At 59.9% G+C, this 22041-nt stretch carries 15 protein-coding genes; 12 read left to right on the top strand and 3 right to left on the bottom strand.

The features are described from left to right. Positions 1 to 63: 63 nt before the first annotated feature. Positions 64 to 1674: a phosphoenolpyruvate carboxykinase gene (locus tag EPK99_RS24390; RefSeq protein WP_128445695.1), complete on the bottom strand. Its 1611-nt coding sequence runs from the start codon at positions 1672 to 1674 to the stop codon at positions 64 to 66. 320 nt (positions 1675 to 1994) lie between these two features. Between EPK99_RS24390 and EPK99_RS24385 the strand changes: the two genes are divergently transcribed. From EPK99_RS24385 to trxA, 12 genes are all read left to right on the top strand, one after another. Next, on the top strand, positions 1995 to 2711 hold the full coding sequence (locus EPK99_RS24385; protein ID WP_128445724.1) for a response regulator transcription factor: 717 nt from the start codon (positions 1995 to 1997) through the stop codon (positions 2709 to 2711). A gap of 216 nt (positions 2712 to 2927) precedes the next feature. Further along, positions 2928 to 4688, top strand: a complete 1761-nt coding sequence (locus tag EPK99_RS24380) for a sensor histidine kinase (protein ID WP_128445723.1) — start codon at positions 2928 to 2930, stop codon at positions 4686 to 4688. After that, positions 4685 to 5176, top strand: coding sequence for an HPr kinase/phosphorylase (locus EPK99_RS24375; RefSeq protein WP_128445694.1), 492 nt, complete (start codon positions 4685 to 4687; stop codon positions 5174 to 5176). Before EPK99_RS24380 ends, EPK99_RS24375 begins: the two co-directional genes overlap by 4 nt. A 97-nt stretch (positions 5177 to 5273) precedes the next feature. After that, positions 5274 to 5675 (top strand): PTS sugar transporter subunit IIA, encoded by a 402-nt coding sequence (locus EPK99_RS24370; protein WP_128445693.1) that lies wholly within the window; start codon positions 5274 to 5276, stop codon positions 5673 to 5675. Between the two features lie 11 nt (positions 5676 to 5686). Next, positions 5687 to 5965: an HPr family phosphocarrier protein gene (locus EPK99_RS24365; protein WP_128445692.1), complete on the top strand. Its 279-nt coding sequence runs from the start codon at positions 5687 to 5689 to the stop codon at positions 5963 to 5965. A 141-nt stretch (positions 5966 to 6106) separates the two neighbouring features. Further along, a complete protein-coding gene (ahcY, locus tag EPK99_RS24360) occupies positions 6107 to 7507 on the top strand; it encodes an adenosylhomocysteinase (protein ID WP_128445691.1) in 1401 nt (466 codons plus the stop codon). A 251-nt stretch (positions 7508 to 7758) separates the two neighbouring features. Continuing rightward, entirely contained in the window at positions 7759 to 10281 is a 2523-nt protein-coding gene (locus EPK99_RS24355) for a PAS domain-containing sensor histidine kinase (RefSeq protein WP_425374243.1), read from the top strand. Continuing rightward, positions 10278 to 11792 carry a tRNA (adenosine(37)-N6)-threonylcarbamoyltransferase complex ATPase subunit type 1 TsaE gene (gene tsaE, locus EPK99_RS24350; protein ID WP_128445689.1) on the top strand — a complete coding sequence of 505 codons (1515 nt, stop codon included), beginning with the start codon at positions 10278 to 10280 and terminating at the stop codon, positions 11790 to 11792. Before EPK99_RS24355 ends, tsaE begins: the two co-directional genes overlap by 4 nt. Before the next feature lie 15 nt (positions 11793 to 11807). Continuing rightward, a complete protein-coding gene (locus EPK99_RS24345; protein ID WP_128445688.1) occupies positions 11808 to 12536 on the top strand; it encodes a nucleotidyltransferase family protein in 729 nt (242 codons plus the stop codon). Between the two features lie 3 nt (positions 12537 to 12539). Next, positions 12540 to 15740, top strand: a complete 3201-nt coding sequence (addB, locus tag EPK99_RS24340; protein WP_128445687.1) for a double-strand break repair protein AddB — start codon at positions 12540 to 12542, stop codon at positions 15738 to 15740. Next, the gene (addA, locus tag EPK99_RS24335) at positions 15733 to 19275 is read left to right on the top strand and encodes a double-strand break repair helicase AddA (protein ID WP_128445686.1); all 3543 of its coding nucleotides are present in this window, start codon (positions 15733 to 15735) and stop codon (positions 19273 to 19275) included. Before addB ends, addA begins: the two co-directional genes overlap by 8 nt. Positions 19276 to 19347: 72 nt before the next feature. After that, entirely contained in the window at positions 19348 to 19668 is a 321-nt protein-coding gene (gene trxA / locus EPK99_RS24330) for a thioredoxin (RefSeq protein WP_128445685.1), read from the top strand. Positions 19669 to 19751: 83 nt separating this feature from the next. On the opposite strand, the gene EPK99_RS24325 is transcribed toward trxA, so the two are convergent. Beyond that, entirely contained in the window at positions 19752 to 21095 is a 1344-nt protein-coding gene (locus EPK99_RS24325; RefSeq protein WP_245582559.1) for a bifunctional folylpolyglutamate synthase/dihydrofolate synthase, read from the bottom strand. Positions 21096 to 21122: 27 nt separating this feature from the next. Continuing rightward, positions 21123 to 22013 (bottom strand): acetyl-CoA carboxylase, carboxyltransferase subunit beta, encoded by an 891-nt coding sequence (gene accD, locus EPK99_RS24320; protein ID WP_128445683.1) that lies wholly within the window; start codon positions 22011 to 22013, stop codon positions 21123 to 21125. Positions 22014 to 22041: the final 28 nt, after the last annotated feature.

Below are 22041 nucleotides of genomic sequence, written 5' to 3'. Positions count from 1 at the left end.
ACAAAAAGAAAACCGCCGGCGAGTTCAACCTCGCCGACGGTTCCACGTGAATCATTCGTCCAGTTATTGCGCCGCGACAAGCAGCCCCGGTGCCGCATCCCTCACCTTGCTATCCACATGGTCCTCGAACTTCTCGAAGTTGCGGATGAACATGGAGACGAGTTTGCCTGCCTGATTGTCATAGGCGAGACCGTCCGTCCAGGTGGAGCGCGGATCTAGAATGGCTGTATCCACGCCCTCCACCGAGACCGGAACGGCAAAGCCGAAATTCGTATCGATGCGGAACTCGGCTTCCTTGAGGCTGCCGTTCAACGCCGAAGCAAGGAGTGCCCTCGTCGCCTTGATCGGCATGCGACGGCCGGTGCCATAAGCGCCGCCGGTCCAACCCGTGTTGACCAACCAGCAATCGACGCCGTGGCGGGCGATCAGATCCTTCAGCAGGTTGCCGTACTCCGCCGGGTGACGCGGCATGAACGGCGCGCCAAAGCAGGTCGAGAACGTGGCTTCCGGCTCCGTCACGCCCTTTTCCGTGCCGGCCACCTTGGCGGTGTAGCCAGACAGGAAGTGGTACATAGCCTGTTCCGGTGTCAGCTTGGCGATCGGTGGCATGACGCCGAAAGCATCCGCCGTCAGCATGATGATTGTCTTCGGATGTGGAGCGAGCCCTGTGGCGGAGGCGTTCGGAATGAAGTGCAGCGGATAGGCGCTGCGCGTGTTCTCGGTCAACGAGTTGTCGTCGAAATCCGGAACGCGGTTTTCGTCCAGCACCACATTTTCCAAAACGGTGCCGAAACGACGCGTCGCGGCATAGATTTCCGGCTCTGCCTCAGCCGACAGCTTGATTGCCTTTGCGTAGCAGCCGCCTTCGAAATTGAAGATGCCGTTTTCGCCCCAGCCATGCTCATCATCGCCGATCAATGTGCGGCTCGGGTCTGCCGACAGGGTCGTCTTGCCCGTTCCGGAAAGGCCGAAGAAAACGGCTGTATCTTCGTCCTTGCCGACATTGGCAGAGCAGTGCATCGGCATCACGCCCTTGGCGGGCAGGAGATAGTTCAGCACGGTGAAGACAGACTTCTTGTTCTCGCCGGCATAGGAGGTGCCGCCGATCAGCACGATGCCATTGGCAAGATCGCAAGCTATCACGGTTTCCGTCCGGCAGCCGTGACGAGCAGGATCAGCCTTGAAGCTTGGCAGGTTGATGATGGTAAGCTTCTGTTGGAACCGCTTCAGCACATCGCGATCGGGGCGGATCAGCAGGTTACGAATGAAAAGCGCGTGCCAAGCCAATTCCGTGATGACGCGGGTCGGCAGAGCATTGACCTCATCCGCACCGCCGATGAGGTCTTGCACGTAAAGGGTCTTCCCCTTTGCGTGGGCCAGCATATCCTGATGCAGACGCTCGAAATCCTCGGGCGACATGGGCTTGTTGTTATCCCACCAGATCTGGCTTTCGGTCGTCGCATCCCGCACGACGAACTTGTCCTTCGGCGAACGGCCTGTGTGCTGGCCGGTAATGGCCCGCAATGCGCCGTCAGCCGTCAGGTCGGCTTCACCCCGTCGAATCGCCTCTTCGTAAAGCTCGACTTCGGAGAGATTGTAATGGACGCGTTCCACGTCTGCGAAACCGGCTGCTGCGATACCGTTGGACGGGTTGTAGAGCCCAAGATCCTCCATAGCGCCTTCCTTCTATTGGATTGTCGTTGGAAACCAAATTAGGAGCAGAATACCCACCGAGCAAGTAGATTCTGAAATAGCTTAGTAAAATCAATAATTTAATCGATTTAAAAAAATTTATTCTCTTTTAAATCGGTTTATGGATCGTTTTCGCCTCCTATATTCAAGGGCGCCAGAGGTGGTTCAACCTGCTTATCCGTAAGCCGCCCTTTAAACTTGCCACAATTTGTTCCACCTTTATACCCAAGAAGCGCATGGCTATGCCACCTGGCTGGGGACATTCCAGGAGACGCGCGTAAATGGTAACGGAGACGGAGAGCATGCAGACAATCGCGCTCGTGGACGACGACCGCAATATTCTGACCTCGGTGTCGATAGCACTGGAGGCTGAAGGATATAAGGTCGAGACCTATACGGACGGCGCCTCCGCACTCGACGGATTGGTTGCCCGCCCACCGCACCTGGCGATCTTCGACATAAAGATGCCGCGCATGGACGGGATGGAGCTGTTGCGCCGGTTGCGCCAGAAGTCCGATATTCCAGTGATCTTCCTGACATCCAAAGATGAGGAGATCGACGAGCTCTTCGGCTTGAAGATGGGTGCCGACGACTTCATCACCAAGCCGTTTTCCCAACGCCTGCTGGTGGAGCGCGTCAAAGCCATCCTGAGGCGTGCCGGCAGCCGGGAACCTCAGCCCGGCACCAAGGCGACGACCGACCAGATCGCTGCCCGTACGCTCGAACGAGGTCAGCTCCTGATGGACCAGGAGCGCCATACCTGCACCTGGAAGGGTGAGCCAGTGACCCTGACGGTAACGGAATTTCTAATCCTGCATTCGCTGGCTCAAAGACCGGGCGTGGTCAAGAGCCGCGATGCTCTAATGGATGCTGCCTATGACGAGCAGGTCTATGTGGACGATCGTACCATCGACAGCCACATCAAGAGGCTGCGCAAGAAGTTCAAGATGGTTGACACCGACTTCGACATGATCGAAACGCTCTACGGTGTCGGCTATCGCTTCCGCGAGGCCGCCTGACCCTCCCTTGACCTTGCAAAAGGTTAACTTGTGGCTAGAAGCATGTCGCGCGAAGGTGCGTAGCGGTTTTACAGTAACGACATGCGACAAGACATAGGCCTTTAGGCGCGGCACGCGGATCCGAGAGATTGCGGCGCGCAAAGGGTTCGGAGCGGCGTCAGACTGATCCCGTGGAAGGACTGCACCGAGGTGGCAGATCAATTGCTAGACAGGGAGATGACGCGAACCGGCAGCACTGAGGGCCGCCGCGTAAGCCGTCGGTTCTGGTCGCGTCCCTTCACGCTTATCCGCCGGGTCTTCGGGCACGCCGTCTTTTCCAGCCTGACGCGCCGCATCCTGTTTTTCAACATCGCTGCAACCGTGGTGCTCGTTGCCGGCATCCTTTATCTCAACCAGTTCCGCGAAGGATTGATCGATGCTCGCGTCGAGAGCCTGTTGACGCAAGGGGAAATCATTGCCGGTGCCATTTCAGCTTCGGCATCCGTCGACACCAACTCGATCACTATCGACCCGCAAAAACTGCTGGAACTGCAGGCTGGACAAAGCATCACACCCATTCCCAATGACGAGGATCTCGATTTCCCCATCGATCCAGAGCGCGTCGCGCCTGTGCTGCGGCGGCTGATCTCGCCGACCCGTACCCGGGCCCGGCTGTTCGATGCAGATGTCAATTTATTGCTCGACTCACGGCATCTTTATTCCCGCGGCCAGGTGCTCCGATATGATCTTCCGCCGGTGGAAAACCAGTCGCAGACCTGGAGCGAATGGGTTTCGGGCATGTTCAACCGGCTGCTGCAGCCGGGTAACCTGCCAATCTACAAGGAAGCGCCCGGCGGCGACGGATCGATCTATCCCGAAGTCATGAACGCGCTGACGGGCGTGCGCGGCGCCGTGGTTCGCATTACCGAGCGGGGCGAGCTCATCGTTTCCGTCGCCGTGCCGGTGCAGCGCTCCCGGGCCGTACTCGGCGTGCTGCTGTTGTCGACGCAAGCGGGCGACATCGACAAGATCGTCCATGCGGAGCGGCTTGCGATCATGCGCGTGTTCGGTGTGGCGACGCTGGTCAATATTCTGCTGTCGCTGCTGTTGTCCTCGACCATCGCCAATCCGTTGCGCCGCCTGTCGGCCGCCGCGATCCGGGTGCGGCGCGGCGCCAAGCAGCGCGAGGAGATCCCTGACTTCGCTTATCGTCAGGACGAGATTGGCAATCTTTCCATCGCGCTGCGCGACATGACCAACGCACTTTATGACCGGATCGATGCGATCGAGAGCTTCGCGGCGGATGTGAGCCACGAACTGAAGAACCCGCTTACCTCGCTTCGCTCCGCCGTGGAAACGCTTCCACTCGCCAAGACGGAAAGCTCGAAGCAGAAGCTGACGGAGATCATTTTCCACGACGTCCGCCGCCTGGACCGGTTGATCAGCGATATTTCAGACGCTTCTCGCCTTGATGCCGAGCTTGCCCGCACGGATTCCACCCCCGTCGATATGGAAAATCTGCTGGGCAACCTCGTCGAGATTTGCCGGCAGATCCGTAGCGGCCGCAAGCCGGTGGAGATCGATCTTTCGGTAGACAGCAAAGGGGCGAACAAGGCAGCCTATATCGTCAACGGCCATGACCTGCGGCTCGGCCAGATCGTTACCAACCTGATCGAGAACGCCCGGTCCTTCGTTCCGGAAAAGGGGGGTCGCATTACAGTGCGACTTTCAAGGACCAAGGACCGCGTGATCGCCACAGTGGAGGACAACGGGCTGGGCATCCAGGCAGAAGATATAGACCGTATTTTCGAGCGCTTCTACACCGACCGACCGGAAGGAGAGAGCTTCGGCCAAAATTCCGGGCTTGGCCTGTCGATCAGCCGCCAGATCGCAGAAGCGCATGGCGGCACGCTCAGGGCGGAAAACCTCCACGATGCGAGTGGGGCAACGACCGGCGCTCGCTTCACGCTGTCGCTGCCGGCGGCGCAAACCCAATGAGCGATGCCGAGGTCAACATTCATGGAACCGCCATCGTGGCAGGGAGGCGAGGGCTTCTTTTTGTCGGGCCTTCCGGCAGCGGTAAATCGGCAATTGCCTTTGCCTGCCTTGCGCAAGCAAGGCGGAGCGGCGCCTTTGCAGCGCTTATTGCCGATGACCGTGTGCTTATATCACGGCGGGAAGACAAACTCGTTGCGCGATGCCCGGAAGCAATTACCGGGCTGATCGAGCTTCGCGGCAGCGGGATCGTAAGGGTAGAAAGTGTGCCGACGGCTACATTGCACCTTGCAATCCAGGTTATTTCCCTACCGGAGGAAGACCGCCTTCCGCCGGAGAACGAGAGCTATGCAATCGGCAGACTGGGCTCACTGCCGTTGGTCCGCCTTTGGAACGGGGTGCGGGATCCGCTGGCCTATTTAGGGGCATTATACCCCCTTCTGCAGCAGGAAAGGCCATTCAGCATGCTTGATCCGCAGATTTTGACTTGAACTTGGCATCTACTTGGCGAAGATGGCACCCCACCGCTAGACGGCTTTATTGCGATGCGATATGGGCCGCGAGTTTCCATAGCAGGGGGCAGTATTTATGATCGGACTGGTGCTTGTCACCCATGGCAAGCTGGCGGAGGAGTTTCGACACGCGGTGGAGCATGTTGTCGGGCCTCAGAAATTCATAGAGACCATATCGATCGGTCCGGAAGACGACATGGATCAACGACGTCAGGACATCGTTGACGCCGTTGAACATGCCGACGACGGACATGGCGTGATAATTCTCACCGACATGTTCGGCGGCACACCTTCCAATCTCTCCATTTCCGTGATGGAAAGCGGAAAGACCGAAGTCATTGCCGGCATGAACCTGCCCATGCTCATCAAACTCGCCGGCGTGCGCAGCGACAACAACATGGAACGTGCTCTGATCGAAGCGTCTGAAGCCGGTCGTAAATACATCAACGTCGCGAGCCGTGTCCTGAGCGGCAAGTAAAAAGAAGGCGCATGTCTCCTCCCTCCTCCCGCGAATTCCTGATCGTCAACAAGCGCGGACTCCACGCCAGGGCTTCGGCCAAGTTCGTCCAGATGGTCGAAAGCTTCGATGCTTCGGTGACCGTTTCGAAAGACGGCACGACGGTCGGTGGCACCTCGATCATGGGCCTGATGATGCTTGCGGCCAGTACCGGCAGCTCGATCGAGGTCACCGCGACCGGCTCTCAGGCAGAAGAGGTCCTGCTTGCGCTTGAACAGCTGATTGCCAACAAATTCGGTGAGGAAGCCTGAAGCTTTTCGTTAATATAAAGATATAAAGACTTCTTTATATGTCAGTTGATAGTTTGACCCAAGCCTGCTACATCGCTTGCGGAACCTGCCTCGCGGACCAGCACTATCCGTCGTCGCATCAACTATCAGCTGGAGAGCTTCATGAGCATTGAAAAGGATTACCTGGTCGCGGATATCAACCTTGCTGACTACGGCCGCAAGGAACTGGATATTGCCGAGACCGAAATGCCGGGCTTGATGGCCTGCCGCGCAGAGTTCGGAGACAGCAAGCCGCTCAAGGGCGCCCGTATTTCCGGCTCGCTGCACATGACGATCCAGACCGCAGTCCTGATCGAGACCCTCAAGGAGCTTGGCGCGGATATCCGCTGGGCCTCCTGCAACATTTTCTCCACACAGGATCACGCTGCCGCAGCGATTGCGGCATCCGGCATTCCGGTATTTGCGGTCAAAGGCGAGTCGCTCACCGAATATTGGGAGTACACGGACAAGATTTTCCAGTGGACCGATGGTGGCTTCTCCAACATGATCCTGGACGATGGCGGCGACGCCACCATGTACATCCTTCTCGGTGCCCGCGCCGAAAACGGCGAGGATGTGCTGTCCAATCCGGGTTCGGAAGAAGAAGAGATCCTGTTCGCGCAGATCAAGAAGCGCCTGCAGGCCTCCCCCGGCTGGTTCACCAAGCAGCGTGACGCCATCAAGGGGGTCACCGAAGAAACCACGACCGGCGTACACCGCCTTTACGAGCTGGCCAAGAAAGGGCTTCTGCCTTTCCCCGCCATCAACGTCAACGACTCGGTCACGAAGTCGAAATTCGATAACAAATACGGCTGCAAGGAATCGCTGGTCGACGGCATTCGTCGCGGCACGGACGTGATGATGGCCGGCAAGGTCGCAGTCGTTTGCGGCTATGGCGATGTGGGCAAGGGCTCGGCAGCCTCGCTTGCCGGCGCGGGCGCCCGCGTGAAGGTCACGGAAGTCGATCCGATCTGCGCGCTGCAGGCCGCCATGGACGGTTTCGAAGTCGTCGTCCTGGAAGATGTGGTGGCAAATGCCGACATCTTCATCAGCACCACCGGCAATCGCGACGTTATCCGCATCGAGCATATGCGGGCGATGAAGGACATGGCTATCGTCGGCAATATCGGCCACTTCGACAATGAGATCCAGGTTTCCGCCCTGCGGAACCTCAAATGGACCAATGTAAAGCCGCAGGTCGATATGATCGAGTTCCCCAAGGGCAACCGGATCATCCTTCTGTCCGAAGGTCGCCTGCTCAATTTGGGCAATGCGACCGGCCATCCTTCTTTCGTGATGTCGGCTTCGTTCACCAATCAGACGCTGGCCCAGATCGAGCTCTTCACCAAGCAGGGTGAGTACAAGAACGACGTCTACATCCTCCCCAAGGAGCTTGACGAGAAGGTGGCCCGCCTGCACCTGGCCAAGCTGGGCGTGAAGCTGACCGAACTTTCTGAAGAGCAGGCAAGCTATATCGGCGTGCCGCAGCAAGGACCGTTCAAAGCTGAACACTATCGCTACTGATCAGTAGCCGGTTAATCCACAAGATATGGTAGCCGCAGCCTTGACAGAGGCTGCGGCTTCTTTTTTGGCCGCCGCTCTTTCCGCTGATTCCTCAAACAAGTATCTTGGTAGGGCTCGATTCGCACCGGCTCGGGGCAAGGTGCGGTATGGTATGTCTTGTCGAAATGCGGCAACTGGACGGAGACAGACCGGTGATGTCGGTAACAAAAAGGAGCCTGCCAAAGCAGGCCGCTACGAGCCGGGAAAGAACAATGGTCCCGGTTTTCAAGCTTTTTGAAAGTGCCTCAAGCGAAGCGCCGGCCGGAGGTCTGCGCCGATTCGGCAGGTTCTGCAGCGTCTTCCTGGGCGGGACGGCGCTTTCCAGTGCGGCCACCGTAGCCCTGGCCCAGGGAAGCGGTGGGGCTGCGGTCAAATTGTTCTCTTCCACCGAAGTCGTCGTTTCATCGCTGGTCGTGGGTGCGCTGGGCGCTGCTCTGTTGTCTGCCGTCTGGCTGGTCCGCCAGCGGGGCAATATGCAGGCCGAGACGCAAGAAATGCGAAGCGCCTTGTCGGATGCTCAGCAGCGGATTTCAAAATACGAAGCCCTGATCGCGGAAAAGAACCGGCGGATCGTGGTCTGGGAGAGTGGTCCTTCCAAGCCTGAATTCCTGGGTCAGTTACCGCCAGAGACCGGCGCTCCGCAACAGGACCGGGATTTCCTCGCTTTCGGCCGATGGCTCCGTCCAACTTCGGCAAGCGATCTCGAAAGGGCCATCGACCTGCTTCGCGGGCAGGCGCGCAGCTTCGACATGGTGGTGGAAACCACACGCGACGAGATCCTCGAGGTTCAGGGCCGCGTTTCCGGAGGCAAAGCCTTCGTCCGCTTCATTGCGCTCAACAATCTGCGTGCCGAGCTGGCAGAGCTGAAGATCGAGCGCGAGCGGCTGACACATTCCATCTCGCTCTTCCATTCGCTTCTGGATGCGATCGAACAGCCGGTCTGGCGCCGCGATGCGGGCGGTAAGCTCGCATGGGTCAACCACGCCTATTCCGAAGCCGTAGAGGCTCCGACGCCAGAGAAGGTGGTCGAGGAAGGGCGTGAATTCCTGGGCACGATCGCGCGTCAGAAGATCAAGGTCATGGCGACGCCCGCTTCGCCCTTCCACGACCGGGTTTCGACCGTTATCCGCGGCAACCGCACCGTTTTCGATGTCGTCGATGTCGTCGTTCCGGCAGGTTCGGCTGGCATGGCCATCGATGTTTCGGAAGCGGAAGCGGTTCGCGAGGAGTTGAAGCGAACGCTGAAAAGCCACGCCGAAACGCTCGACCATCTGGCGACACCAGTGGCAATCTTCGACGGCGAGCGGCGGCTGCAATTCTATAACCAGGCTTTCGTGCAGCTCTGGGACCTTTCCCATCCCTTCTTGGAATCGCGGCCGGACAATAGCGAACTGCTGGACAAGCTGCGCAGCGACGGCAAGCTGCCGGAAGAGCTTAGCTGGCGCAGCTGGAAGGATACGGCACTCTCGGTCTACCAGGCGCTGGACACGAAGACGGACACTTGGCACCTGCCAAACGGCCAGACGCTGCGAGTAATCGCGACAGCGCATCCGCAGGGAGGCGCAACCTGGGTCTTTGAAAACCTGACGGAACAGGTGGACCTTGAGACCAGATACAATACCCTGGTCCGGGTGCAAGGCGAGACCATCGATCACCTGTCCGAGGGCGTAGCCGTGTTCGGGCCTGACGGTCGCATTCGCCTATCCAACCCCGCCTTCCGGGCCCTGTGGGGCATTACGGCCGATCAGGCCAAACCCGGAACCCATATCAAGGCCATCGAAGCGGCCTGCGCACCCTCGTATGACAGCCAGGACGGCTGGCGCCGCTTCGGCCAGATGCTGACCAATTTCGACGATGAGCGCGCGTCTCTGCAGGGAACGTTCGAGCTTTATTCGGGCCTTATCCTCGACTACGCCGCGACGCCGCTGCCGAATGCGCAAACCATGTTCACCTTCGTGGACATGACGGCAAGCGCAAGAGCCGAACGGGCGCTGAAGGAAAAGAACGACGCGCTGCAGAAAGCCGACGAGATCAAGAACGACTTCGTCCAGCATGTGTCCTACGAGCTGCGTTCGCCGTTGACCAACATCATCGGCTTCACGGATCTCCTGAAGACGCCTGGGGTAGGCACGCTGACAGAGCGGCAAGCCGAATATATCGACCATATTTCCACCTCGTCTTCGGTGCTGCTTACCATCGTCAACGACATTCTGGATCTTGCGACCGTCGATGCCGGCATCATGCAGCTGAACTATTCGGAAATGTCGGTGGACGACCTTCTCGACGATGTTGCGATGCAGATCGCCGACCGGCTGCACGAAAGCAACGTGACGCTGGAGATCACGGCACCGCATGGACTTGGCAATATCATTGCCGACCAGCAGCGGGTGAAGCAGATTCTCCTGAAGCTCTTGACCAATGCCACCAATTTCGCGCCGGAAGGCTCGTCCATTACCCTGACCTGCCGACGCGACAAGACGGATATCTTCTTCTCCGTCAGCGACCGCGGTCCCGGCATTCCGCAGGACATGCTGAAGACCGTTTTCGACCGCTTCTCCTCCAATTCCAAGGGCGGCAAGCGCAGCGGGGCCGGGCTCGGCCTTTCCATCGTCGAGAGCTTCGTGACCCTCCATCATGGTCAGGTCACCATCGACAGTCGTACCGGATCTGGCACCACAGTCACTTGCCGCATTCCCAGCGGCGCACCTGCCGCCTCCATCGCCGCGGCAGAATGAGCGGCGACCCCATCCTCCGTTTCGGCCTGCCGAACGAAGCAGCCAGCCTGCAGCTTGGCGAAGATCTCGCCTTGGCGCTCCGGCCAGGAGATTGCCTGGCACTGTCAGGCGATCTGGGCGCGGGCAAGTCCACATTGGCGCGGGCGCTGATTCGGGCATTGGCGGACGACCCCGAACTGGAAGTGCCGAGCCCCACCTTCACCCTGGTCCAAAACTATGAGCTTCGCATACCGGTCGCCCATTTCGATCTTTACCGACTGGGAGATGCGTCCGAACTCGACGAGCTTGGCTTCGACGAGGCGCTGTCCTTTGGCATCTGTCTGGTCGAATGGCCGGAAATGGCAGCGGATCTTCTTCCTGCCGAGCGCATAAACCTTCAACTGACACAGGACGGCGCCGGTCGCGTCGTCACGATTTCCGGCCCGGAACCGCAGATGAGGCGCATACGGCGGGCACGCTCCATCCGGGCCTTTCTCGACCGGCATGGTTATGAGCATGCCGAACGGCGCTTCCTGACCGGTGATGCCTCGGTACGGGCTTATGAACGGGTGAGGCCACAAGCGGGGCCAACGCTGATCCTCATGGACTGGCCGAAAATGCCGGAAGGTCCGCCGGTGCTTGACGGCAAGCCCTATCCAAAAGTGGCGCATCTCGCCGAAGACGCCTATCCGTTCGTTGCAGTTGCCGGCTATCTGCGCGAAATCGGGCTTTGCGCGCCTGACGTTCTGCATGTGGACTACGATCAGGGAATCCTGCTGATCGAAGACCTGGGCAGCGACGGCGTTCTGGACGAGGCTGAGCGTCCCATCCTCGAGCGCTATCGAGAAACAGTCGCATGCCTCGCCCATCTGCACAGCCACCGGGTTCGCCAGGACATCGAGACCGACAATGGTCACATCCACCACGTCCCGGATTTCGATCCGATCGCGATGAAGATGGAAGCGCGGCTGCTGCTCGACTGGCATCTGCCCTGGCGACGCGGAAATCCTGCGACAGAGGAGGAGCGGCAGGAGTACCTGTCCATCTGGGACGCGCTGATCGGCGACCATCTTTCCGGTGCCGAGAAGAACCTGCTTCTTCGCGACCTGCATTCGCCCAATATCATCTGGCAACCCCAGGAAACCGGCGTGAGGCGCGTTGGTCTCATCGATTTCCAGGACTCAATGATTGGCCCGACGGCTTACGATCTCGCATCGCTTATCCAGGATGCGCGTATCGATGTACCGGACGAGCTGGCAAAGCAGATGATGGCGGACTATCTGCAGCTTCGGCACGCGTCGGGCGCCTTCGATGAACGGAATTTTCTCAAGGTCTGGGCAATCATGGCGGCGCAACGCAACTGCAAGCTTGCCGGTCTTTGGGTTCGGCTGAAGCAGAGGGATGGTAAGCCGGGTTACATGAAGCACATGCCCCGGACACTGCGCTATCTTTCCACAGCTCTGCAGCATCCGGCCCTCCTCCCCTTGCGCGAATGGTGTCATAGGTCTGGTATAGAGCTCCCCGAATCATAGACACACGGGTTTGCAATGACCATCACACAGGCCATGGTGCTCGCCGCAGGGCTTGGCACGCGCCTGCGGCCCATCACAGACACAATTCCGAAACCGCTGGTGCCCATTTGCGGCAAGGCAATGATCGACTATGGCCTTGATGCGCTTGCCGATGCCGGCGTGACGCGTGCTGTCGTCAACGTGCACCATTTCTCGGATCAAATGGAGGTGCATCTTCAAGCCTATCCACGCATGGAAATCCTCGTTTCCGACGAGCGGTCGGCATTGATGAATTCCGGCGGTGGTCTTGCCAAGGGGCTTAAGCTGCTTCAGCCAGGTCCGACCCTGGTGATGAATGCCGACCTCTTCTGGATAGGCGAGACGCCGGGGCGGAAGAGTAATCTCGAACGGCTCGCGGATTTCTTCGACCCGGACCGGATGGACATGGCGCTGCTGTGCGTTTCCCTGGACCGTACCACGGGGCATAACGGCAAGAAGGATTTCAACCTGGCGCCCGACGGCAGGCTCACCCGATACAAGGATGAGGACAACAATCCGGTCGTTTATGCGGGCGCCCTCGTCCTTCATTCAGCACTTCTCGATGATGCTCCCACTGAACCCTTCAACCTCAACATCTATTTCGACAGGGCGATTGCCGCCGGCCGGCTGTTCGGCATCATGATGGACGGTCAGTGGATCACAGTCGGCACACCGGAAGCTCTACCGGCAGCCGAGGACGTCATCCGCCAGATCAGTGGGACTTGATGGATGGCGCAGCAAGCGAAGCATGTCTTCACCATCCCGCCGGCCGCGCCCTTTCTGCAAACGGTCGCTGCCGCGCTCTGTAATGGGGAGCTGAACGAAGGGTTTCGCTACGACCCGAGCGACCCGCTTTCGCTCGCCGATGTCACGATCTTCGTGCCGACCCGGCGCTCCGCGCGTGTACTTCGCTCGGAATTCGTCGATCTTTTGGGAGGACGAGCCGCAATTCTTCCGACAATCCGTCCCCTCGGCGAGACGGATGACGATAGCGGCTTTTTCGATCTGGTGGTGCCTGAGGAGGCCGACCTTGCACTGCCGATCGGCGGAACGGCGCGGCTGCTGGAGTTGGGCAAGCTGATCCTAGCCTGGCGCAACCAGCTGCCGAAAATCGTTCTCGATATCCATTCCGAGTCGCCGTTAATTGCGCCTGCAAGTCCAGCCGACGCCATCTGGCTGGCCCGGGCTCTTGCCGAACTGATCGACTCCGTCGAAACCGAAGAGCGTGATTGGGCCGATCTCGGTAAACTGGACGCAGGACAACATGCCCTTTGGTGGCAGCTTACCGCAGAATTTCTGTCGATCGCCAGCGCGTTCTGGCCAGCCCGACTTGAAGAACTACATCGATCTTCGCCGGCTAAGCATCAGGCCACCATTTTGCGTGGCGAGGCGAAACGCATCTCTTTTCGGCATCATCGCGGGCCCATGATCGTGGCCGGATCGACGGGTTCGGTCCCCGCCGCCGCTGACCTTATCGCAGCGATCGCGGACCTTCCCAACGGTGCTGTCGTGCTTCCCGGCCTCGACCTTTCCATGGCCGCCGACCAGTGGGAGATGATCGGCGAAGAGCGCTTCGACGGCAGCGTCGAATCCTCCAGTCGCAGCCATCCGCAGTTCGGACTTTACCGGTTGTTGAAGAAACTGGGTGTCAGTCGGGACGAAGTGAAGACCCTGGGCGAGGCGCCGCCAGACCTCCTTTACCGTTCCGAAGTCCTGTCGCAAGCGCTGTTGCCGGCGAAAGCCACCGATAGCTGGAACCACTGGCGGGAAGAGACAGACCCGTCTCGGCTCTCTATAGCCTTCTCGGATGTCGCCTTGCTGGAGACGGCCAATGAGCGGGAAGAAGCGGTTGCCATCGCCATTGCTCTTCGGCTTGCGCTCGAAACGCCTGGGCGAAACGGCGGCGAGAGCCAAGCTGCGCTCATCACGCCGGATCGGGGGCTTGCAAGGCGAGTAGCTGCGGAACTTTCGCGTTTCGGCATCGTCGCAGACGATTCGGCAGGAGCACCTCTTTCGGCAACGCCGCAAGGAACGCTCGTGCAGCTTCTTCTGGAAGCGACGCTGCGGCCCGGCGACCCTGTCGCCATTGTCGGGCTTCTGAAACACCCGCTGTTGCGGCTAGGGCTTCAAGCGCCCGATGTGCGGCCTGCCGTCGAAGCCCTGGAATTGCTCGGGCTCCGCGGCGGCCTGGGCGACATGGACATCTCGGCCTTGGCCCCCTTGCTGGAAATCCGGCTTACGCAACAGCAAGAAGATCGCCATCCGCCGCCATGGCGCCTTGCGATTGCAAAGGGGGCCGAGGATCAGGCGAGGGATCTTGCCGCCCGGCTTGAAAAGGCGGTCGAACCTCTTGCCTCGGCGATCGTCAGCCGGCGTCCCGACGGCCGCGGACTGACCGCGAAGCTGTCGCTCGCCGACTGGGCAGAACGCACCGCCCGGGCGCTGGAAGCGCTCTGCATCGATGAACGGGGCAGCCTTGCCGGCCTGTGGGCAGGGGAAGCTGGCGAGAAGCTTGCAAACCTTCTGTCCGAGGTGATTGCCACTGAGGGTCAGATGGAGGCTGACGGTCCACAGTGGATCGATATTGTCATGGCGCTGACAACCAGCGAGGCGGTGAAGCCGCGGTCGCTCAGTCATCCGCGTGTGTTCATCTTCGGCACGCTTGAAGCGCGGCTGCAAAGCGTCGATACCATGATCCTCGGCGGCCTTAACGAGGGTTCCTGGCCGGGCCAAACCGTCAACAACCCATTCCTCTCCCGCACGATGAAGACGGAGATGGGGCTTGAACCGCCGGAACGTCGGATCGGACAATTGGCCCACGACTTTGAAATGGCCTGCGGTACGCGTCATCTCATCCTGTCGCGGTCCACGCGACAAGGCTCGACTCCGACCGTCGCGTCACGCTGGCTACAGCGCCTGCTGGCATTGGGTGGTATGGCCCTCGGGGATGAGTTGCGCTTGCGTGGCGAGCAATATCGCCACTGGGCGACGGCGATCGATATAGGCAAAAACCAGCCCCCGGCCAAACGTCCAGCACCAAAGCCGCCAGCCGAACTACAGCCGAAGACCTATTCCTTCAGCGAAGTCGGACGGTTGCGCCGTGATCCCTATTCCATCTATGCGCACCGCATTCTCAAGCTGCAGCCAGTCGATCCTTTCAACCAGGATCCGGGCGCGGCGCAGCGTGGAACGCTCTACCATGCGATCATCGAGCGCTATACGTCAGAGGGTCACATGCCTGGATCGGCAGCGGCGGCAACAGCCATGAAGGTGGTCGCCAACGATCTGTTCGACCAGGAGCGTCTTCCGCCCCATATCGACCGCGTCTGGCGACCACGCTTCCTGGAAGTCGGCCGCGCCTTCTTGGATTGGGAGGCGGAGCGTGCGCCCGATATTCGCCAGACGTTGACGGAGGTGGGTGCAGGTTTCGAGGTGGAGGGTGCCGGCATCCGGGTAACCGGCATTGCCGATCGCATCGACATCAAGGGTTCCGGACGGGCTGATATCATCGATTACAAGACAGGCCTCAACCCGTCCGTGTCACAGGCGCGATCTCTTCTCGATCCACAGCTTGCACTGGAAGCGGCGGCCCTCAAGGCAGGGGCCTTTCGAAAGCTCGGCGCGCTGACGCCGGAGGATCTTCTTTACGTGCGTCTGCGGCCGGGCGACCGTTTCAAGGAGGATAAGGTCAACAACGAAAATGCCGGCGCCACTGCCAAGCGACAGCCGAAATCAGCGCTCGATCTGGCGCAGGAATCGATCGACCAGTTAACCCGCTTCGTGGTGGCTCTTCGTGAAAACCAGGCAGGCTTCGCCTCCCGGCTGGTGCCGATGATGCAGAGCAATTTCGGCGGCGAATATGATCATCTGGCGCGTGTGGCCGAGTGGTCCACAGCAGATGATGAAGGGGAGGCCGAAACGGATGAGTGAACTCCTTCCCGACAGTGACGACCCAATTCAATGGATCGACTGGACCACCGTCCAGCAATCGCGCGCCTCCGATCCAGAGAGTTCCGCATGGGTTTCCGCCAATGCCGGATCCGGCAAGACGCATGTGCTGACGCAACGGGTGATCCGCCTGCTGCTTGCAGGCTGCCGCCCTTCCGCCATTCTGTGCCTCACCTACACGAAGGCCGCTGCCTCCGAGATGTCAAACCGCGTGTTTCAGCGGCTGTCGGAATGGGCGGTGCTGAGCGACAAGGATCTGCGGCAGCGCATTGCCGACATAGAAGGTCGTGAGCCGGATTCTTACAAGCTGGCGGAAGCCCGGCGGCTTTTTGCCAAGGCGCTGGAAACGCCCGGTGGCCTGAAGATCCAGACAATTCATGCCTTCTGCGAAGCACTGCTTCATCAGTTTCCCTTGGAAGCCAATGTCGCCGGACATTTCTCCGTTCTAGACGACCGCGCCGCCTCTGCACTGCTTGCAGAAGCCCGCCGCTCCCTTCTCACAGCAACGTCCGCAGAGGAGGATCCGGAGCTGGCCGAGGCATTTGCGCATGTTCTCGACCTCGGCGACGAATTCGGTCTTGAAACGCTTCTATCCGATATCATCGCCAGACGGACCGCTATCCGGCGTTTCATCGCGCGGGCAGAACGTCATGGCGGAGTGGGCATCGAACTGAAACGGGCTTTTGGCCTTCAGCCTGCCGATACAGAAGACAGTATTGCGGGCGACTATTGGCCGCTACCGGCGTTATCGGGGCTGGCGCTCGACCTTTATCTTGCGCTGGCCGACCAGAAGGGCGGGTCCAAGGTGGCGGACGTTGCCTACGGCCTAAGGCTCGTCATGAAGGAGCCTGACGTCTTCAAGCGAGCCCAGCATCTCGATGCCATCTTCCTGACGCGGGAGGGAAAGCCGAAGGCTGATTCGTCGCTCGTGGCAAAGGCCATGTTGACGGCAGCGCCCGATCTTGCCGATATGATTGCATCGGCCCGCAGCCATATTGCCGCACAGCGCGACCGCCTGCGTCTGGTGCGGATGTTCAAGGCGACCAAGGCGGCGTTGACGCTGGCTCGGCGGCTTCACGAAGACTACGAGGACCTGAAGAAACAGCGCAGCCTGCTCGACTTCGAAGATCTCATTGCCCGCACGGCCGATCTGCTCACCCGCGAAGGCGTCGGCGCCTGGGTCCATTACAAGCTCGACCAGGGAATTGACCACATATTGGTGGACGAAGCGCAGGACACCAGCCCTATCCAGTGGACGGTGATCAAGTCGCTGGCGGAGGATTTCTTTTCCGGCAGCGGCGCCCGCGAGACACGCCGTACGATCTTCGCCGTCGGAGATGAAAAGCAGTCGATCTATTCCTTCCAGGGTGCGCGGCCGGAACGGTTTGCCGAAGAGCGGGCGGAAACCGAAAGACGGGTTAAGGCCAGCGGCCAGGGCTTTCAGCCGGTGCGGCTCCCGCTGTCCTTCCGCTCCACGGCGGACGTGCTGGCGGCTGTCGACCAAGTGTTTTCGTTGGAAGACAATGCACGGGGATTGAGCGCTCAAGGGGAGCCGGTGCAGCACCGATCCAACCGGCTAGGGCATCCGGGGGAAGTCGATTTCTGGGAGGTCATCGTGCCCGAGGCGTCCGATCAGGAGGAAGATTGGACGGCACCTTTCGATGCGACGCCGGATAAGGCACCCTCGGCCATTCTCGCATCCCGGATCGCAAACCGCGTCTTCGACATGATCGGCAAGGAAACAATCATCGATAAGGGCGTGGAGCGGTCGATCGAAGCCGGCGACATCCTGGTACTCGTGCGCAAGCGCGACGCTTTCGTCAATGCGCTGACGAGAGCGCTCAAGCGGCGCAACAACATTCCCGTGGCCGGCGCGGATCGGCTTCGCCTGACGAGCCATATTGCCGTGCAGGATCTTCTGGCGCTTGGGCGGTTCCTGCTTTTGCCGCAAGACGATCTATCGCTGGCTGCCGTTCTCAAGAGCCCGCTGTTCAACCTCTCGGAAGAGGATGTGTTCGAGGTCACGGCGCTACGCCCTGAGCAAACAAGCGCCTGGGCCTACCTCAATCAGTTGGCCGCGGACCAACCATTGCGGTTAAGAGAGATTGCCGACCGGCTCCACCAGCTGCTTGCGCTCTCCCGGCAGATCAGCCCCCACGACCTGTTTGCCCGGATTCTCGGCCAGCAGGGTGGGCGGCGGAAGTTCCTCGGCCGGCTCGGTACGGAAGCTGGCGATATTCTCGACGAGTTTCTGACCTTCGCGCTCGATCACGAAACACATGGCCTGCCGGGGCTTCAGGCCTTTATTTCGACGCTGGAGATCGAGTCGCCTGAGGTGAAACGTGAGCAGGATTCCGGGCGGAACGAGGTGCGGATCATGACCGTGCATGCGTCCAAGGGCCTGGAGGCTCCGGTTGTCTTCCTCGTCGATAGCGGCTCCAAGGCCTTCATATCTTCACACGTTCCGAAACTGCGGCTTCTGCAGGTCGCCGGTGAAGAGGTTCCGGCCTGGGTGCCGGGCAAGGCGCTGAGCAATGCCCTTACTGCGGAGGATGATCAGCGGCTCAAGGGGCAGACGGAGGAGGAGTACAGACGGCTTCTCTATGTCGGCATGACGCGCGCCGCCGACCGCCTGACCATTTGCGGCTACCGCGGCAAAGTCGAGAATATCGGCACCTGGCAGGCCATGATTTCCTCGGCGCTTTCGGCCAATGCCTATCACTGCCAACCCGCAGAATTCGAAGGTCCTGAGGGTACATGGCCGGGCTTCAAATGGCGGCTGCCATCGGCGCCTGGGCAAACCGTCCGCAGGGGAAAGGCGGCAGAGGTCCTTGGCAAGCACGCTCCTCTGCCAGCCGCGCTTTCCCGTCCTTTGCCGTTTCACAAACTGCTGCCCCGGCCCCTCAGCCCTTCAGGCGCCGGCGTGATGATTGACGACGAGGCTGACGACCTGATCGTCAGCTCCCCTCTGTTTGGTCAGAAGGACAAAGGTGGGCTCGGCCTGCAGAAGGGCCGGCTCGTTCACCGCATGCTGCAGATGCTGCCTGATTTTCCCGAGCCCGAACGACCCGCTGCAGCACAGCGTTATGCCGAGCGGGCAGCGCGCTTCTGGCCGGCTGCGGAGCGGGAAAAGCTGGTTGCCGGCGTTCTTTCCGTTCTTTCCCAACCGGAGCTCGCGGAGGTATTCTCCACGCAGTCTCAAGCAGAAGTGTCGATCATGGGGACGCTGGCGCTAGAGGGTCAAGATTATGCCATATCCGGCCGCATCGACCGGCTGGCGGTCACCAAGGACCGCGTCATCATCCTCGACTACAAGACGAACCGAGAACCTCCACGCAGTCCGGATAGTGTTCCCCTAGCTCACCGGGCTCAGCTCGCCATCTACCGTGAAATCCTCAATCCGCTTTACCCGAACAAGACCATCGACTGCGTGCTCGTCTATACCGAGACGGCGGATGTCGTTATCCTGCCGCACGACCTGCTGGCTCGCTCGCTTGCGGAACTCAAAACAAAGTGAGATAGCGGCCATTGAAAATTTAGAGCGTCACGCTCACATTCAGGACAACACGAAATCGCGAAGGAGAGCCTCATGGCTACCGTGAAAGTCGATATCAATAATTTCCAAGACGAGGTTCTGAACTCCGCTCAGCCGGTGGTTGTGGACTTCTGGGCGGAATGGTGCGGCCCCTGCAAGATGATCGCGCCGAGCCTTGAGGAAATCGCTACCGAATTGGCCGGCAAGGTTAAGGTCGCCAAGCTCAATATCGACGAGAATCCGGAGCTCGCTGCGCAGTTTGGCGTTCGCTCCATTCCAACGCTTGCCATCTTCAAGGGCGGCGAAGTGGCAGATATCTCGGTCGGCGCCAAGCCGAAGACAGCTCTTTCGGCCTGGATTTCCAGCGCTGCCTGATCAGGCGCTACCGCATTTACTCTTCAAGGAAAAGGCCCGGCCGCTCATGCAGCCGGGCCTTTTCCTTTGTAAGGGGTTTGCAATCAGGTCGGTGGAGTACCGTTGTCAGCCAGAACATTGCCGGAGAAGTACAGCGATCCGCCGATCAGGATGCGCGGAGGCGGAACCCCAGGCAGCTGCCTGCGCGTGATCTCCGCCAGCGCCTCGGCCGTGGAGCCCGCCGGCTCCGCGACCAGTCCCGCGTCGAACGCCGCATGAGCCAGGACCACCGGATCCAGCCCGGCCTCCGAATCGCGAATGCGAACTGTGAAAACGTGTTCGGCCAGATCTGCGAAGGCGCGGAAATAGCCGATAGGATCCTTGGTGTTGATCATTCCAATGATCAAATAAAGCGGCCTCGGCTGGCGCTCCTCGAAAGCGGCCATGGCCTCGGCGACCACTTCCCCACCAGCCGGATTATGCCCGCCATCCAGCCAGATTTCTGCGCCTGGAGGGGCGAAGCCCAATAGCTTTCCCTCACTGAGTCTTTGCAGGCGCGCAGGCCATTCCACCGTTGTCATGGCCTGCTCCATCATCGCGTCGGTGACGCCGAAGCCGGCCGCCTTGACGGCACGAATGGCCGCGGCAGCGTTCGCGTACTGATGGCGCCCCGGCAAACGCGGCAGAGGCAGGTCAGCCAAGCCAAACTCGTCCTGATAGATCAGGCGGCCAAACTCCTCATGCGCAGTGAAATCCTGACCATAGATAGCGGCGGGACAGCCGAGCCGCTCCGCAGTCGAGACGAGCACGTCGCGCGCCGATTCGAAGGATTGCTGGCCAATGACCACGGGCCGGCCGCGCTTCATGATGCCGGCTTTTTCTGCAGCGATAAGTTCAACCCGATCACCAAGATAGGCCTGATGATCGAGCGAGATTGGCATGATCACCGAGACTGCGGGATCGGCAATGACATTTGTGGCATCGAAGCGCCCGCCGAGCCCAACTTCGAGCACGACGGCATCGGCCGGCTGTTCAGAAAACAGCACGAAGGCAACGGCCGTAAGGATTTCGAATACGGTGATGGTTTGCCCGTCATTGGCGGCAGCGACACGGCGGATCGCATCTGCAAAAAGTCCATCCTCTACATGCCTGCTACGCCCGCCTTTGACGCCGATGCGGTAACGCTCATGCCAATGGACCAAATGCGGCGAAGTATGAACATGCACTGCATAACCGCCAGCTTCCAGCAGCGCCCGGCAAAAGGCGCTTGTCGAGCCTTTTCCGTTCGTTCCCGCGATGTGGATGACGGGCGGGAGCTTCCTGTGCGGGTTGCCGAGACGCTCCAGCAGCTGGCTGATCCTGTCGAGCGACAGGTCAAATCCCTTCGGATGAAGAGACATCAGCCTTTCGATCTCTCGCTCGGCCTCGCTTGCAACGGGCTCATTCATGATCGGCATTCCCGCATTCAACCGCTGTCAGGCCGGCACGGCGACGGGAGCGGCAAGAGCCTGCTGAACGGGCTGTTTCGTAAGGATCTTCAGGAGCTTGGCCAGCATGGTCGGAATGTCATGTCGCTTGACGACCATGTCCACCACGCCGTGCTCGAGCAGGTATTCCGCTGTCTGGAAGCCTTCCGGCAGTTTTTCGCGCAGGGTCTGTTCAATGACGCGCTTGCCGGCAAAACCGATCTCTGCACCGGGCTCTGCGATGTGGATGTCACCCAGCATGGCATAGGACGCGGTCACCCCACCTGTCGTTGGGTTGGTCAGCACCACGATATAGGGGAGGCCCGCTTCCTTCAGCATGTTCACAGCCACCGTCGTACGCGGCAACTGCATCAAGGACAGGATACCTTCCTGCATGCGGGCGCCGCCCGAGGCCGGGAATATTACCAGCGGGCACTTCTCCGCCAATGCGCGCTCGCAGGCTTTAACGATCGCCTCTCCGGCAGCCATTCCAAGCGACCCGCCGATGAAATTGAATTCATGAACGACGGCCACGAGCTTCAGCCCCTGGACCTGGCCGACACCAGCCAGGATCGTGTCTTCCTGCTCAGTTTTCAGCCGACTGTCCTTGAGGCGGTCTGCGTACCGCTTGGAATCGCGGAATTTCAGTGGATCCTGAGCAACTTTCGGCTGCGGCAGGGACTCGAAATTTCCGCCGTCGAACAGGTCCTTCAGGCGCGCCTTGGCCGGCATCTTCATGTGAAAGCCAGAGGCGGGAATGACCCACTTGTTTTCTTCCAGATCCTTATGGAATACCATCTCGCCCGTTTCGGGGCACTTGATCCAGAGATTTTCCGGGACTTCCCGACGGCCGAGCATGGAGTTGATCCGCGGGCGGACGTAATTGGTAAGCCAATTCACTTGCTGTACTCCCGATTTACTTAATCCC

Origin of the sequence: Neorhizobium lilium, assembly GCF_004053875.1 — a bacterium.
Lineage (GTDB): Bacteria > Pseudomonadota > Alphaproteobacteria > Rhizobiales > Rhizobiaceae > Neorhizobium > Neorhizobium lilii.
This window is presented reverse-complemented; position numbering and strand designations above follow the sequence as displayed.

Excerpts from the sequence above, each read along its gene's own strand:
- EPK99_RS24390 (WP_128445695.1), bottom strand. The coding sequence starts at position 1,674 with ATGGAGGATCTTGGGCTCTACAACCCGTCCAACGGTATCGCAGCAGCC.
- EPK99_RS24385 (WP_128445724.1), top strand. The coding sequence starts at position 1,995 with ATGCAGACAATCGCGCTCGTGGACGACGACCGCAATATTCTGACCTCG.
- EPK99_RS24380 (WP_128445723.1), top strand. The coding sequence starts at position 2,928 with ATGACGCGAACCGGCAGCACTGAGGGCCGCCGCGTAAGCCGTCGGTTC.
- EPK99_RS24375 (WP_128445694.1), top strand. The coding sequence starts at position 4,685 with ATGAGCGATGCCGAGGTCAACATTCATGGAACCGCCATCGTGGCAGGG.
- EPK99_RS24370 (WP_128445693.1), top strand. The coding sequence starts at position 5,274 with ATGATCGGACTGGTGCTTGTCACCCATGGCAAGCTGGCGGAGGAGTTT.
- EPK99_RS24365 (WP_128445692.1), top strand. The coding sequence starts at position 5,687 with ATGTCTCCTCCCTCCTCCCGCGAATTCCTGATCGTCAACAAGCGCGGA.
- ahcY (WP_128445691.1), top strand. The coding sequence starts at position 6,107 with ATGAGCATTGAAAAGGATTACCTGGTCGCGGATATCAACCTTGCTGAC.
- EPK99_RS24355 (WP_425374243.1), top strand. The coding sequence starts at position 7,759 with ATGGTCCCGGTTTTCAAGCTTTTTGAAAGTGCCTCAAGCGAAGCGCCG.
- tsaE (WP_128445689.1), top strand. The coding sequence starts at position 10,278 with ATGAGCGGCGACCCCATCCTCCGTTTCGGCCTGCCGAACGAAGCAGCC.
- EPK99_RS24345 (WP_128445688.1), top strand. The coding sequence starts at position 11,808 with ATGACCATCACACAGGCCATGGTGCTCGCCGCAGGGCTTGGCACGCGC.
- addB (WP_128445687.1), top strand. The coding sequence starts at position 12,540 with ATGGCGCAGCAAGCGAAGCATGTCTTCACCATCCCGCCGGCCGCGCCC.
- addA (WP_128445686.1), top strand. The coding sequence starts at position 15,733 with ATGAGTGAACTCCTTCCCGACAGTGACGACCCAATTCAATGGATCGAC.
- trxA (WP_128445685.1), top strand. The coding sequence starts at position 19,348 with ATGGCTACCGTGAAAGTCGATATCAATAATTTCCAAGACGAGGTTCTG.
- EPK99_RS24325 (WP_245582559.1), bottom strand. The coding sequence starts at position 21,095 with ATGAATGAGCCCGTTGCAAGCGAGGCCGAGCGAGAGATCGAAAGGCTG.